8 protein-coding genes are annotated in these 15,160 nt (G+C 46.0%); all 8 read right to left on the bottom strand.

The genetic code is table 11. From position 1 onward, the window contains the following. Positions 1-3: 3 nt before the first annotated feature. Entirely contained in the window at positions 4-1,161 is a 1,158-nt protein-coding gene (locus ACPYIV_RS11060) for a DUF4249 domain-containing protein (protein WP_293731808.1), read from the bottom strand. A 3-nt stretch (positions 1,162-1,164) separates the two neighbouring features. Next, positions 1,165-3,918: a carboxypeptidase-like regulatory domain-containing protein gene (locus ACPYIV_RS11055; RefSeq protein ID WP_425883004.1), complete on the bottom strand. Its 2,754-nt coding sequence runs from the start codon at positions 3,916-3,918 to the stop codon at positions 1,165-1,167. After that, positions 3,915-4,628 carry a hypothetical protein gene (locus ACPYIV_RS11050; protein WP_425883002.1) on the bottom strand — a complete coding sequence of 238 codons (714 nt, stop codon included), beginning with the start codon at positions 4,626-4,628 and terminating at the stop codon, positions 3,915-3,917. The genes ACPYIV_RS11055 and ACPYIV_RS11050 overlap by 4 nt, the downstream gene beginning before the upstream one ends. Positions 4,629-4,755: 127 nt before the next feature. Then, positions 4,756-6,957, bottom strand: a complete 2,202-nt coding sequence (locus tag ACPYIV_RS11045) for an alpha-galactosidase (RefSeq protein ID WP_425883000.1) — start codon at positions 6,955-6,957, stop codon at positions 4,756-4,758. Positions 6,958-7,206: 249 nt separating this feature from the next. Beyond that, on the bottom strand, positions 7,207-9,294 hold the full coding sequence (locus tag ACPYIV_RS11040) for a BT4734/BF3469 family protein (RefSeq protein WP_425882998.1): 2,088 nt from the start codon (positions 9,292-9,294) through the stop codon (positions 7,207-7,209). 27 nt (positions 9,295-9,321) lie between these two features. After that, positions 9,322-9,705 carry an HU family DNA-binding protein gene (locus ACPYIV_RS11035; protein WP_293731813.1) on the bottom strand — a complete coding sequence of 128 codons (384 nt, stop codon included), beginning with the start codon at positions 9,703-9,705 and terminating at the stop codon, positions 9,322-9,324. Positions 9,706-10,308: 603 nt separating this feature from the next. Then, positions 10,309-12,243 carry a RagB/SusD family nutrient uptake outer membrane protein gene (locus ACPYIV_RS11030; RefSeq protein ID WP_293739247.1) on the bottom strand — a complete coding sequence of 645 codons (1,935 nt, stop codon included), beginning with the start codon at positions 12,241-12,243 and terminating at the stop codon, positions 10,309-10,311. Between the two features lie 12 nt (positions 12,244-12,255). Further along, a complete protein-coding gene (locus tag ACPYIV_RS11025; RefSeq protein WP_425882995.1) occupies positions 12,256-15,135 on the bottom strand; it encodes a SusC/RagA family TonB-linked outer membrane protein in 2,880 nt (959 codons plus the stop codon). Positions 15,136-15,160: the final 25 nt, after the last annotated feature.

Genomic DNA, 15,160 nt, shown 5'->3' with positions numbered 1-15,160 from the left:
TTTTTATTGATGATTGTTCGGCCAGAAATCCGGTTTGTTTTTGCTCCCTCCCCGGGCGGTACAATCTACGCACCGTCTGCTTATGCAGATATAAATTCCGGCTTTATCTCCTTCCGAAAGGATTGCCATACCTTGTCCGTAGGCTTTATCCAATTCTCCCTCGATAAATGTCTTTTTCTCTCTGCAATCAAAGATTTCTCCCATACCAGGGACCTCTTCCGCTTTTATGTAGAGACGGTAAGACAATTCGGTAGTGGCGTAGATGTATCCGATAATAATCTCTTTCGGATCGCTTAAGCAGGTGATGTTCCCCTTTATTTCTGTCGGTTGGGGTGCGAATATTCCCCCTGTTTGTTCCACATTTTTCCGCATATTGTCGAAATACTCATACGCTTTTTTGTCGAGGGTCTGTTGTTTGACTAATATGCTGTATAGATAGGAAAAGCGGCTGTTAAAAGGCTCCAAACTCAAGATTGTATGGTCTTTTATTCTGTTTTCAGACAGATTGTCCGATTTGCCCAATATGATCCGGTTAGAGGTCTTGCTCCCCCAGCAATAATGTATGTTATCGGGAGAAAATTGATTCATTTTCCGGATGCCGGTTTCGTAGCTCCAGGTGTATTGGGCGAAATAGTCGGAGACGATTTCCCAGTCTTCCTGATAACTCCAGCGGTAATAACGCGAAGCGTCCGGGTTGTCGTTATGAGTTGAAACCCTGATATTGACTTCTTCCTGCTCTTTATATTGGTAATTGACTTCATCGATTTCCGGTGTGATCTGCGGTTCCACAAAATCGGACTGATATTCTTTTCCGCCCAACAGGATGTGGATTGCATATTTTTTTCCGGGTTGGAAGGCTATGGAATCAGTGATGGAATATTCACCCGTGGAGCTGTTTTGGGCAGTTGCCACAACAGCTCCGTCGTCGGTGATGAGCGTAACCGTCGCCATTGCTTTGTCCGGATCATAGCTGCTGCTCCATCCGTCATTGGCCCGTCTTAGTTTGATGTTGGTTCCGTAAGGAGCAATAATAGCACCCTCTACAACTAAAAGGTCGTTGATCCATTCCACCTCGGGTTCGTAGGGAGTGATGCAACCGGTTACCAAACCGATCATCGTACAGTAGAAAATAATATATAGTTTTATAGATAACTTTTTCATGGTTCAGAATTTTATATTGTAAGACAAATAAGGGATAGGGGCTCCGAATATAGCCATCTTGTAGCCTTGCAATTTCCCGTCTTCGGATATGTAATAAACGGAGTAAGCATTCTTTCTTCCGGTCACGTTATATACTCCAATGGAAAATGTACTATGTGTAAGCAATGTCAACTTATGGCTCGGTTCGATATTGAATGCGATATCCATCCTGAAAAAGTCCGGTATCCTGTATTGGTTGCGTCCGGAGTAATAAACAAATTCACCTCCTGCATAATTGAACTTGGAGACCGGTAATGTTACCGGACGTCCTGTGCTGTAATCACAGTTTAAAGAAAAACTGTATCGTTGTGTAAATTTGTAATTGCCGGCAAATTTCACTTCGTGCGGCTTGTCATAATCCGCCGGATACCAGTTGCCGTCGTTGATCGGATCGGATATGCGGGCATCATGCTGCCTCAGTTGTGTGCGCGAATAGGAATAGCTGACCCAGCCGTTCAGTTTACCCTGTGTCTTTTTCACCATCAGCTCTACCCCGTAGGCTTTTCCTTGCGTGCTGATCACATCGGTTTCGATATGATGGTTCATGGTTAGTTGTGCACCGCTCCGGTAATCCAAATAATCTTTCATGGTTTTGTAATACGCCTCGATCGAAGTCTCGATGCTGTTCCCCATAAAGTTTTTGTATAATCCGGCTGCCACCTGCATCCCTTTTTGCGGTTTGATGTTCGCATCGCTCAGTTTCCAGGTGTCGGTAGGCGACATGATGGTGGTGTTCGATAGCTTGTGTATGTTCTGTTGCAGTGTGTTGAATCCGGCTTTGACAGAGAAGTCGCTATCGAAAGCATAGCGTGCGGACAGCCTGATTTCCGGGGCATGATAGGTCTTGAAGGCGCGAAAGCCGTTGACCGTCTTAGACTCTGTTTCTGTCCCTTCGCCGGGTAGGAGGGTGGGATCGTAGAGAGAATAGGTCCGGGGTCCCATCGCATTGAACATCATGTAGCGTAAGCCGGCACTTACCGACAGCCGGTCGTTTATCTCCCATCTGTCTGCCAGGTAAAAATAGGTCTCCATCGCCTGTTCTTTTTGTAGTTTGTCCGGTGTAACCAACGATTCCGGATGGTTTGGCAAGTTTTCCCCCGGATTCAACCGGAAGTAAGTCGTCCCGCCCCCGAAGTCAAGCGTATGTTTTTCACTCAGGTAATGAGTGAAATCCAGCTTTCCGAAAACCTGGTCTATCCCGAAATGCAGTTTGTAGGCTTCTGCCGGGTTTTCTTCTGTTTTAGTCAGATAGTCGTAATGGTCGTATCCGCCCCTGAAAGTCCCGGTCATCCGGTTCGGAAAGACATGCCGCCATTTTAACGAACCGTTGGCATTGGTGTAGCTGTATCGCTCGTTCGAATCGAAGTAGAAATGGTCGTGGCTGTAATATCCGCTGGCATATAAGTTGTCTTTGTCGGAAAACTTATGATCTATAATCAGGTTTAGATCGTAGAATCCGGCTTTCCCATCTTTGTAACCGCTCTTCTCCGGCAGCAGGTTTAGCAACCAGTCCGAATAAGTCGTTCTGCCTCCGGCGATAAAAGAAGTTTTCTTGCCGATCGGTCCTTCGAGTGTGATACGGCTGGTTAAAAGTCCGAGACTTGCCGATCCCGTGAATTTCTTTTTATTCCCTTCCCTGCCGTTAATTTCCAGCACAGACGAGATACGGCCTCCGTATTTTGCCGGGATGCTGCTTTTATATAGTTCGATATCTTTTACCAGATCGGCGTTGAAAGCCGAGAACAGGCCGAATAAATGCGTCGGGTTGTAGATCGTGCCGTCGTTGAACAAGATCAGGTTCTGGTCGGTCGATCCTCCCCGCACATTGAATCCGCTTGAGGCTTCGCCCACCGCTTTCACGCCCGGCAACATCATGACTACCCGTATCACGTCTTTTTCACCGAATACAGTCGGTATGTTCTTTATCTCCTTGAAGTTGACACGCTCAGCTCCTAATATATTGCTACGGACATTCGCTATCCTGTCGGAAGTGATGGTTACTTCTTTCAGTGAATAGACTTGTTCTTCCAGTTCAATGTCGAGTTGCCCGTCAGAGTTGAGCATCACTTGCCGTTGGGTATCTTTCAGCCCCATCCCTTTGATCTGCAGATTATGACGTCCGGCCGGTAAGAGTAAAGTGTAAAAGCCGAATGCATCGGTTGTCGCGGCAATGGTCGGATTCTCGATATAAACAACAGCACCAACGACCGGCTCGCCGGTACGGAAGTCAGTCATGTGGCCGCTTAGTTTGATTTTTCCGGAACCGGAAGTTGAAGCGTCTCCGATGGTATAAACTTTGTTTTCCGAGGTTGCTTTCTGCTCTTTCTGCTTATTCAGGACAGCGGCAAAATTAGATTTCTCTTCTTCTTCTTTCCTGCTACTTTCAAAAAAATTGTCGGGAAGAGAGGTTATCAGCTTTTTGTCTTTCAGGACAAATACATATTTATCGGCAAACGGGAATACTTGCAAATGGCTGCCTTCCAAGGCTTGCTGTATAGCTTCGGCTGGTTGCATATTTTTACATTCGAGCGTGACGATCAGCGAATCGACATCCACGGGATTATAATAGATCGTCAACCCGCTTTGTGCGGCTATCTGGCGGAATACTTCTAACGCCGGTTGCTTTTCGGCGTGAATGCTGACATTCTGTTGGGAAAATAGAGGGAAACAACAGATAATCAATGTGATTGTAATGTAACCGATTCGTGTCGCTTTCATCTGCTTAATGCTTCATAATGTTTGACAATCGTAACGAAAGCCTGCTCCGGTTGCTTTTTGAAATTCAGTTTCTGCTCCCGGGCATATTGTCCCAGTTCTTTCTTTTTATCCGGGAAGAGGTTGAACAGCGCCCGTTTATTTTTAACGGGATAACAGGTGTTTTCTTTGATCACATAGAATCGTTCCTTTATACGGAAAGAGGCTTCGACTGTAAGGCCGTTCACATTTTCTTCATAGGTGATCAGATATTTTTTGATAACCGGATAGATATTATCGGATAGCAATACCACATATTCGTTGCCGATCTGGTTTTGCCATCCTCTTGCTGACGGGTTGATGATGCGGTAACCGTTTAGCAGGATATAATCGATTCGTTCTTTTTCGGCAATAACGGGATAGAGCTTATTCGGCGATTGCAAAACGAGTTCGTCCCGGAATAAATCTAATTTCATGGGAACCTGTGGATAGACGATCCCGCCGTAACTAATTGTCCCTTCTTTGAACTCTGCATATAACAGATATGGATGATTAGTCGTTTCTTTCTCATAGCGTAAATATTCTTTTCCGTTATAAATGAGGGCATATTCCTGTGCCACGGAAAAGTAATCCTGCACAAACTTGCCGGGCAATCCCTTGTTAGTACCGGTTTGTTGCGCGTGCAGCATTCCGATGGATAGATATAGTAGAATTACTGAAGTTCCTGCTTTCATAAATAGATTCTATTTGATAAAGGATAACAGCACCAAAGATAATAATAATATTGCATTACGTAATATATTATGCAATAAATAACCTGTTACTTTTTTATTGAGGTAAAAGTAACAGGTTGATTTTTATTTACCGTACTTCCGTCAATTTCAGCACACAACTTGCGTATTCCCGCATGAGATACAGTTCTATGCCTTCGTTCATCAGGAAAGAACCGGAGAAGGATTTACCTTCGACACTTAGCGGGCGGTTGCCTGTCCGGTTTAATTCTTCGATCCGGTATTTTTTGTTCGGATCGAGTCCGGCCATGCGAAAACGGGGGACAACCTGGTTTACAAAATGTTCTAACTTATAGGCAAAAAATACCGCTTTCTCTTTTTCCGGGCTGCAATACATCAGGGAAGCAACCCCTTTTTTGTCGTAAGGAGAAATCAGGCGATACAAGTCGCCCATTTGTATAACCGGACGGATTTCTTTGTAAGAGGCAATAGCCTTTTTAGCAAATGCTTTTTGATCGTCAGTCATATTCTTGGGTTGTATCTCCATGCCGAGACGCCCCGTCATCGCTACATCAAAACGGAATTTCAAAGGTAGTATGCGCCCGGTTTGATGGTTGGGGGCGGCGCTGACGTGCGAAGCCATTGCCACTGCGGGGAAGAAATAAGAGGTCCCCCACTGCATGTAAATCCGTTGCAATGCATCCGTATTGTCGCTTACCCAAAATTCGTCGAAGTAAGGCATGACTCCGTAGTTGGCACGTCCGCCTCCGCTGGCACAAGCCTGGATGGCCAGATCCGGATATTTGGCACGAATGCGTTGGCACACTTTTTCAAAGCCACGATGGAAGTCGATATACAGATGGGATTGCTTATCGCCTGTCAGGAAAGAGGATCCATAGTTTATGATATTCATATTCGCATCCCATTTGATATAGGCTATCTCCGGGTTCTCGGTCATCAGGTTATCGACAACACCGAATATGAAATCCTGCACTTTCGGATTGGATAGATCCAGTACTAATTGTGTCCTTCCGCGTCCCGGTTTGGCCGTCCGGTTCGGTGGACAGACGATCCAGTCCGGATGTTTTTCATACAGCTCGCTGTAGATATTTGTCATTTCCGGTTCAATCCATATACCGAACTTTACATTATGTTTTTTAGCCGCTGCAACCAAATCGGCAATGCCGCCCGGGAGTTTCGCTTTGTCGACTACCCAGTCGCCCAAGGCAGCCGTATCGATGTTACGTTTATATTTGTCACCGAACCAACCGTCGTCCATTACGAACAGTTCGCCGCCCATCGAAGCGATGTCCCCCATCATTTGATCCATTACTTTCTGGTTGACATTGAAATAAACACCTTCCCAACTATTCAACAGGATGTCATGTGTTTTATTGCCATGCGCAATATGGGTATTGCGACCCCAACGATGGAAGTTACGGCTGGCGCCGCTTAATCCTTCTTTGCTGTAAGTCAGTGCCAGTTCGGGAGTCGTGAACACCTCTTTTGGCTCAAGCCGGTAAGCGGAAGCCTCTTCGTTGATCCCGGCAAAGAAGTCGTGATACCTGCTTCCTTCCGTATCGAGACGCAGTTTGTAGTTCCCGCTCCAACAAAGAGCTGCTCCGATAATGCGTCCTTCATTTTCCTGCGGTTTGCCGTCCAGCGAAATCATCACTTCGGAGTGGCTGGTATGCGAGTTGCGTACCCCGTCTTTGTTTTTGATCACGGTCATTCCCGGATGGAGCGGTTCGGTTGTCATTGTTCCTTCTGCCCCCCATGTTCCATGCAGATGTGAGATCCATACATTCCCCTGGCGTATGGGTAGATAACCGGAAGAGAAGATATTCAACGTGACCGGTTTCTTTTCCTGATGGACGATTTCGGACCAGGTTTCAATCACATCCATTTTTTTGTAAGCCTTGTAGACCACTTTGACTTCGAACGGATAGACCTTATCTTTCATGGTGATAGTTGTCAGTTGGGCATCCGGCTGTTCCTCCCGGGACACATCGGCCACCACCATTTCGAGCGACATATTTCCATCGGGGTGCGTCACCATCAAGGCACATTCGGCATCGCAGCCGACTCCGAATACGGGATAAGCCGGACGGTTCAAGGCTACCCCTGAATTATACACATCGTCGATCTCTCCCGGCTGTATCTTATCGCCATAATAAACAATCTTTAATTCCTGGTCTTGTGGGGCCGATAATAACAGGGATGTATTAGGGGTCGAAAGCAATACATCTTTTTCTCCGGCAAACAAACCGGATGTTACAAACAAGCAACTACTAATGAACAGCGCTTTTGTGAAGAATTTTCTGTTAGTCATACTATTTGAGATTTAGAATTAACACTGTATAATACTACCAAAGGTAGTATTTTTTGTTCTTAATCAGGTATTTGTTTTCAACTTTTTTGCTTGTACGATAAAGGTAAAACCGAAAATCAGTATCACTCTATCACACTTGCCTGTTAAGATGTTGTGTATTAATTGTATAGAGTGTGATAGATGCTGAAAATATCTATCACACATCTATCACATATCTATCACACTTCTGTCACCCGGATAGTTGGAATCTTAGGGCTTATTTGTTTCAACGACTTGATATATAGTCCCTTTGCGGCTTCTTTTTGATGGGATGTTGTTCCGTTTCAAGAGCCGTCCGAAGTTGGCAATAATGGTTTTTGTATAGTTAAAATCGCGCTTTTTGTGCTTGATCCGCTCTAAAATCTCTGTTGCCAGCAGAAATTCGCCTGTTTCTTCTTCCTTCGGGATGCGGAAATATTGGAGAAACAGTTGTTCTTCGGCCGGTATTTGCTGGAATTGGCGGTTGTTTGCAACAATTTCAGCTTCTTCTTCGTGCGTGAACCAATAGCGTTCGTCGTTTGCGAGTGCTTCCATAGCCTGTGCATAGAGTTGTTCGTAGTCGATCGGCTGTATATAGTCGATGGTTCCTGTCACCTCGATGCAAATGAACCGCCGGCTTCCGGTCGGATCGGTCAGAATATCGAAATTGTTGCTCGTCGCAATGAAAGTGGCATAACGCCGCAAGTTGCGGTTGGCCGTCTGGTAAGGGAGCCGGGTGTTGACGTTGGCCATTTGCAGGACATGTTTCAGATAACTTTGTTGCGTCTCTTTGATAGAATCGAACTCGTCGATATTCACTAAGGCATAGCGGTGCAATGCCAACTCCGTATCCCGGCGTTTGCTGAAGTCGACGCTGTCGGTATAAAACTGTCGTAGTTCGGGCGGCAGGATATTGAGGCAATAGGTTGATTTGCCGCAGCCCTGGTCGCCGACTAACAGAGGGGTGGTGCTGTTTCCGTGCTCCCGGTCCAGCCCCAGCCAGTGTGCCACCATGCTGAGGAACCAACGGTAGAACTGGCCTGGCCATTGTGAATTATTGCAGGGCACACGCTTGGCAAGCGCCCGGATATGGTCCGCACCGTCCCATTCGGGTACATGCCCGAGATATTCTTCTATCGGGAAAAAGGCGGGCGTATTGTCCGAATAGACATATCGCTCGATATCTTTATCCCATACATTGAGCCCCTCTTTATGCGCTTCCGTGCAAATAGAGTTGCGGGCCTCCCGGGTAAAAGGGCTGAAAGTGAAACGTAGCAGCGATTTGTCCCGGTATTCCACTTCGCCGCTCATTTTATTGCATCTGATCTCGTAACGGCGCAGCATAAATTCTTCCAGCTGCATGGTTAGCGACATGATTTCGGGCAGGACGGCTTGTGCGGAGAGTGCTTTTTTTAACAGGTAGACCGAACGAAACGTCATTCTTATCTCCGTCTTCTTTGGAATCAGATCATTATAAAGCAGTACGCATTGGACGGCGTCTTCTTCGGGGATGCCGGCATTCAGGCAATTTTGTGCCAGTTGGGTGAAAAACGGTTTCAGGTTGTCGTCTTTTATCCGGCCAGCTTTCCGGATGGCGTCTACCATTGCGGCACTGAAGAGGGTGGCGATCCGGTAGTTGCGTGTCATGCTGGGCATCAACCGTTGCAACGGGTCGGACGGTGCTTCCGGGATGATGCGGATTTTCCCCGTCTCCGGCATGTGTGCAGGTTGCTCGATCCGGATCGCAACGGCATCGGGATTGTACATCAGTTGAGGATCATAGCTCATGCGGCATCCGTAGCGCAGAACCGGCTCTTTCAGCGTAATGTTACGTTCGAGTTGCGGCTGGTAATATTTGACAGCCGTAAGGTAGGCTTGCGAATGAAACCGTTTGATCTGTTCTAATGAGCGCGGAAGTGTCCCGTCCGGAAGTGTGAACGGAACCACTATCTTTACGCTTTTTCCACTGAAACCGATGAAAGTCAACAGCGTTTGCGGCATTCCGGCTGCTTGTTGCCGGATCTGAACCGCCTCTTGTGTATCCGAAAGATGGTTCACCTCAAGTAGAATCAATCCGGTGTAATTACGCATGGGGGGACGTGACTCTCCTGTTTTGCGGAAAGTCCCTCCGAAAACGATTGTCGGAAGTTTTTGTATAAAGCTGTTTTGTGTGCCGGGCAGCGCAAACATGACTCTGTCGCGCATGGTACTGACCGGCTTGCTCTGATTCTCTGTCCGCAATGCGGCTAAAAGTTTTTCCATTTCCACGGAACGCATCACAAGTGTTCCCTTTTCGTATCGATATAAAGTTATCTTCATCTTAATTTATTAAATCATTGATCATTATTATTTCCATCTTTCGAACCGGAGGTTCTTCATGAACTCTTTCATTTCCGGATCTGCCTTGATACATAGTCGTTTGGCTTTTACCCGATGAGGCGTGCAGTCTTTCGGGTCTTCATATCCTTCGCTTCCGGCGGAAAGGAACAATGTCCCTATGCCGTGCAGGTTTATGGTGTACCCCATATCTAATTGGAACTGAATCTCCCGTCCAATCTCGGTTATGGCAGCCAGCACATCGCCTCTTGAAAGCGAGCACCGGGTAGAGATACACTCAGCCAATTGTTCGGTCGATACTTGTCCGGAAGTTACCGGAACACCATAATAGCGGATTTTTTCTGTTTCTCCACTCTTGTCCACTTTGGGGCGTACTACATAAGAATGTGACATAAGCTGTATTTTTTTGATAAAACCAATGAATAAAACTCAGAGAAGTGCCTGATTAACTTTCTTTACACCCGGATTTACATTTCTGAACACCCGGGTGAAGGTGGTCTGTACATGGGGGTGTAGGGGTAAGGAACACCCGGATGTACATGACCTTAAGTCCTTACAAATATAATAAAAATATAGAGTAAATGCAAGAAAATCAGTAAGTTTTTTATTGAAAATATTGATTTATTCTTGTTTGTCGGAAAGGGGAGTGAAGGTTGGGGGATGGCAAAGGAGGTGTGATAGATGGGTGATAGAGTGGTGATAGATGAAAAGGGGATGTGTCACACTGTTGTTTGTTGATTGTTAGTTTGTTATGCTGATTGTGTGATAGAGTGATAGAGGAAATGGTGAAAAGAGTATATGTATAAAACTGCTGACTGTTGTGAGCGGGGGCAAATAGATAAATGTATCAAAAGAGTCAAAACAAAAGTAGGCGTACTGGTTGATATGATTTAGGCACGAAATTCAAAGACTTGTATAAGAATTCGAATTTCGTGCCTAAAATAAATTGGAGGGGCGGCTTGCCACCCTCCTTTATTTTATTTTGAATAACCTGGATTATTCAAAACCAGGGTTTTGTACCAATGCTTTATTACGCAGTGTCTCTTCCAGTTTGATAGGAGCAAAGTACATCTTGTTATCCCATTTACGTTTCTCAATGTAATTCAGATTGAGGACAGTCCAAGTGTAGTTGTAAACATCTTCATCGTGTACATAAGGCAGTTTCGCTGTCTTACCCGGTTTCAGACGACCCACGATTGTGATACCTGTTAACTTTTTGTTCCCAGCTTCCGAAGCGATCATCCAACGGCGTAAATCGTAGTAGCGTGATTGCTCGTAGGCCAATTCTATACGGCGTTCATGGCGCAAGAATTCACGCAGGTCGTTCTGGTTGAATGCTTTTCCACGAACGGCCAAAGTCGCTTTTGTATCCGGACGGCCGATGCGGGCACGGAGAGCATCTAAGTAAGTGGCAGCTTCGTCCAATTTGTTCAATTCGATGCAGGCTTCTGCTGCAATCAGATACATTTCTGCTAAACGTAGGTAGGGCATCGGACAAGTTTGGAAGTTATGTTCATTGGCTGCAACAGAACCATCAATCAATTTCTTTTCCAAATAACCAGTGTAAGTACCGTTCCAGTTTTCGATCTGTCCCATGCGGGTATCAACACCTACCATACCATTGAACTTTTCCTGTTTGATGGGGGTATTATCGTCGTCTACCGAATATATGGCATTGACATCGTTACCGCCTTCGCTTAACTCGTAATAACCGAATTGCAGGTTACCCAGTGGAGTTGCGTCGAACACAGCCCCATCGGAAGCTCTGGGGCGTCCCCATTCTGCACCATCGTAACCGATAGTGGCGTAAAAACGCGGCTCACGGTTTTTATACGGGTTGGTTTTTGTTTCTTCTCCCGGTGTCAACAGATTTGTAGGCAATGAACCGTCTTCGATTTCAAAAGCCATCGCCAAGTCGTGTGTCGGAGCTGTTCCGGCCCAGTTATGGTAACCATTCGGCCCATGTAATAAGGCTACACGGTTACGAACCCAGTTGTCTGCATTCAAGTCCTTGTTCACATACTGTTTTGACCAAATGGTTTCAGCATTGTTCGTGATGATGATTTCGTGGAATTTGGATGCAATTTCTTTGATTGTGGCGGCATTGCAATCGATCAAAGAGTAGTTGCTGTCGTTTATGACATCTTTGGCTGCATCCAAAGCTTGTTGGTACAGTGCTTGGCGATCGCCGTTATATTGGTTGCATTCCAACGTGTTGATTGAACGATCTGCAAACAACGGGCTGGCTACGTGCAACAACAAACGTGCTTTTAATGCTTTGGCTGCACCTTTTGTGGCACGTCCCAAATTAGTACCGGTTTGTTGTTCCGGCAATAAACTGACTGCTTGTTCGATATCTTTCAAAATGAAATCCATCACATCGGCTACATTGGCACGCGGCAGTTCCAAGGCTGAAGCCTCTTCAATACTATACACTTTGTCTACGATAGGCACACCACCGAAGCCGCGAAGCAGCTCAGCGTAGATGTATGCCCGAAGGAAATAAGTTTCTCCCTTCAATACATTCAGGTCGACACCGGTTTTTTCAGGTACATTGTCGATATTTGCCAAGATCAAGTTGGCACGATAGATCCCTTTGTATTGCTTGCTCCATTTAAACGGGCAGTCGTCTCGGTCGTAAGCACCTAAGTTACTGGGTGAAACAGTTGCTTCGTTGATATCACGGCATCCATACACATGTGTAAAGAATGCATCGTCTGTCCAAGCGGAAGTGTTTACTTCTTGGGCGATGTCGCATACATACGAATAGACATCATTGACAACCGTTTTAGTCAAATCCGCATCCGACCAGACTGTCGTTTCGTCATACTGGTCTTCCGGGGTCAGATCCATAAAGTCGGAACATGAACTGAGTGAAAGTGTCAGTCCGGCTGCTGCCGAAAGGCAGATATATTTTAGTCTTGTTTTCATAATAATTACATTTTAGAATGTTGCTTGAACTCCGAAGTTGATAATTTTTCTCAAAGGATAACCACCTAAGCTGGCATCACGCTGTTCCGGGTCTGCATCCTTAACACCGTCGATAGTGATCAAGTTGGTTCCGTTGGTATAGAGACGCAAATTGGAAATGCCTGCCTTTTTCAGTCCTTCGAGACTGAATGTGTAACCCAATTCGACATTTTTCAGACGCAGGTAGTTGGCGTTTCTCATGAAATAGGTATTGTCGTTGTTGATCCAATACTGGTTTTCACGGTCCCATGTGCGTGGCCCTTCAGAATATGGGTTTTCCGGTGTCCAACGTTTCTCGTAGTCGCTCTTCAGGAAGTTACCAACCAAGCCGGACCATGTTTCGATATATACTTCGGCACCGGTTGCACCCTGCCATAACATCATCACGTCGAAACCTTTCCATTTGGCGGTCAATGTCAGACCGGCTACAAAACGAGGTTCCTGGTTCTTTTCCGGACGGATACGGTCCAAACCGTCTATTTTACCGTCACCATTCATATCTTTAAAACGAATATCGCCCGGAACGGTGTTGTCTGAATATAACAAACCTTTTGCGCGTGCTTCATCGATTTCTGCTTGTGTATGGAAAATGCCGTCTGCAACATAGAGCAGCATATTGCGGCTACCTACCGGTCTGCCGGTCGAGAATTGGTATTCGGGTACATTTTGTACTTCATCCCAGAAAGTGATTTTGTTGCGTGCATAGGTCATGTTCAGAGATACTCCATATTCGACTTCTCCGATCTTATCCTGCCAGCTGACCAATGATTCGAAACCTCTGTTTTTCATTTCACCCAAGTTTTCACGAGGCAATGTGATACCGGTGATTTCAGGCAGAGAAGCATTGCGGGAGATCAACATGTTAGTACGTTTGTGATAGAAAACGTCAGTTTCCCAACTCAAGCGGTTCTGCAAGAATTTGAAATCCAAACCGACATTGTAAGTTGTACCCACTTCCCATGTGATATTTGGGTTCGGAGTACGGCTCGGGTAAAGGCGTTTGTTTTCCTGGCCGCCGAATACGGTACCGGCATTGTTGAATGCGTAGGTGGTCAGATATTGGATGGTGTGGTCGTAGTTACCGTCTCCGTCAACCAATGCATCGTTACCGGTTTGGGAAACCGAACCACGCAGTTTGAAGTAGTCGATAAAGCGGATGTTTTCTTTCCACCAATTTTCTTCAGAAGCACGCCATGCTAAAGAAACGCCGGGGAAGAAGCCATAGCGGCTTTCTTTCGGGAAACGGTAAGAACCGTCTACACGCCAAACAAATTCAAACAAGTAGCGTTCCTGATAGTTGTAAGAGGCACGCCCGAAATAGTTCAAACGGGTTTCTTTCCAGGAATAGCCTTTTGCGGACTGGCCTTCCTCACCACCTAAGTTCAATTCCGGTTTTGTATCGGAGATGAAACCTTGACGGAATCCCCATGTTTCTTCATATTGCTTTTTCTGTCCTTCCATACCGAAAGTCACGCCGATTGTGTGTTGTCCGAATGTACGGTTGTAATCGATCAATCCGTTCAACATCCAGCCTAATTGTTCTGAGTGCAGGCGTTCCAATTGTGGAGTGTCCAACCATTGTTTGGAAGCACTTAATCCTTCGCTACCTTCATTCGTACCATCCCATGTGTACAAGTAAACCGGTTTTTTCATCCACCGGCGGTTTTTGAAGTGGATGTCGTAGGAACCGTTTCCACGTAAAGTCAGACCCTCGATCCAAGGCACTTTTACATTGACCGACAAATTGTTTTGGATGTATTGGTTTTTTTGGTGGTCGAAACCGGCTAAGTCTGTACTGGTTACGGCCGGGTTGTCACCACGTTCAACTGCAGGACCCGGTTCGCCTGAAGGCCACCATGCTACTTGGTCCGGACGGGAACGACGGGCAGCACCGAAAATGTCGCCAGCACTTTTAGCCGGATATTTCGTGTCTTCCAAACGAGCTGTTATGCCTAACTGGAAGTCTACATACTTACTGGTCTTGACATCCAGGTTTGTACGCAAGCTGTACTGGTCGTATCGGTTAGCAGAATTTCTGTACAAACCGTCTTCACCGTTTGCTCCGAAGTTTGCATAATATTTCACTTTTTCTGTACCACCGGATACACCGATATCTGCACGGTACATGGGAGAAGCGGTTTTTACGATTTCGTCAAACCAGTTAGTGTCCGGGTATTTCCAAGGATTGGCGTGCGTACGGAAACCTTCGAGTTGTTCATCCGAGAAAGAACCCGGAAGAACTTCGTTCAACATGGTTGCGTATTCGTATGAATTAGTCATTTTCGGTAAACGGGTAGGTTGTGAGAAACCGGCACTTGCATTGAATGAAACGACTGGCTTACCTTCTTTACCGCGCTTGGTCGTAATCAAAACTACACCGTTGGCGGCACGTGCACCATAAATAGCTGCTGAAGCGTCTTTCAATACAGAAATAGACTCGATTTCAGTTGGGTTCAAACGGTTCATACCGCCATCACGGTCGGGTACACCATCGATAACAACCAATGGGTCATTGCTCCCCAGTGAATTTGTACCACGTATGCGGATTGTCGTACCACCACCACCGGGTTCGTCGGCTGTCTGGAAACCGATGACACCCGGCATACGGCCTACCATACCGTTGGTTAAGTTTGTAGTTGGAGAAGCTTTCAGTTCTTCACCGGATACGCTGGCAACAGAACCTGTAACGGTTACTTTCTTTTGTGTACCATAACCGACAACTACAACTTCTTCCAGTTTTTGAGTGTCTTCTTTTAAAGTTACATTGATCGTTGATTGATTACCAGCAGGGATTTCCTGTGTTTGATAACCGATGTAAGAAAATACGATAGTCGACTTGGAGGGTACCTCCAACGTATAATTACCGTCAATGTCGGTA

Origin of the sequence: Parabacteroides vesiculifaciens, assembly GCF_049860805.1 — a bacterium.
GTDB lineage: Bacteria > Bacteroidota > Bacteroidia > Bacteroidales > Tannerellaceae > Parabacteroides.
The sequence above is the reverse complement of the archived record's forward strand: the minus strand, read 5'-3'. Positions and strand labels throughout refer to the sequence as shown.

Excerpts from the sequence above, each read along its gene's own strand:
- ACPYIV_RS11035 (WP_293731813.1), bottom strand. The coding sequence starts at position 9,705 with ATGTCACATTCTTATGTAGTACGCCCCAAAGTGGACAAGAGTGGAGAA.
- ACPYIV_RS11050 (WP_425883002.1), bottom strand. The coding sequence starts at position 4,628 with ATGAAAGCAGGAACTTCAGTAATTCTACTATATCTATCCATCGGAATG.
- ACPYIV_RS11055 (WP_425883004.1), bottom strand. The coding sequence starts at position 3,918 with ATGAAAGCGACACGAATCGGTTACATTACAATCACATTGATTATCTGT.
- ACPYIV_RS11030 (WP_293739247.1), bottom strand. The coding sequence starts at position 12,243 with ATGAAAACAAGACTAAAATATATCTGCCTTTCGGCAGCAGCCGGACTG.
- ACPYIV_RS11060 (WP_293731808.1), bottom strand. The coding sequence starts at position 1,161 with ATGAAAAAGTTATCTATAAAACTATATATTATTTTCTACTGTACGATG.
- ACPYIV_RS11045 (WP_425883000.1), bottom strand. The coding sequence starts at position 6,957 with ATGACTAACAGAAAATTCTTCACAAAAGCGCTGTTCATTAGTAGTTGC.
- ACPYIV_RS11040 (WP_425882998.1), bottom strand. The coding sequence starts at position 9,294 with ATGAAGATAACTTTATATCGATACGAAAAGGGAACACTTGTGATGCGT.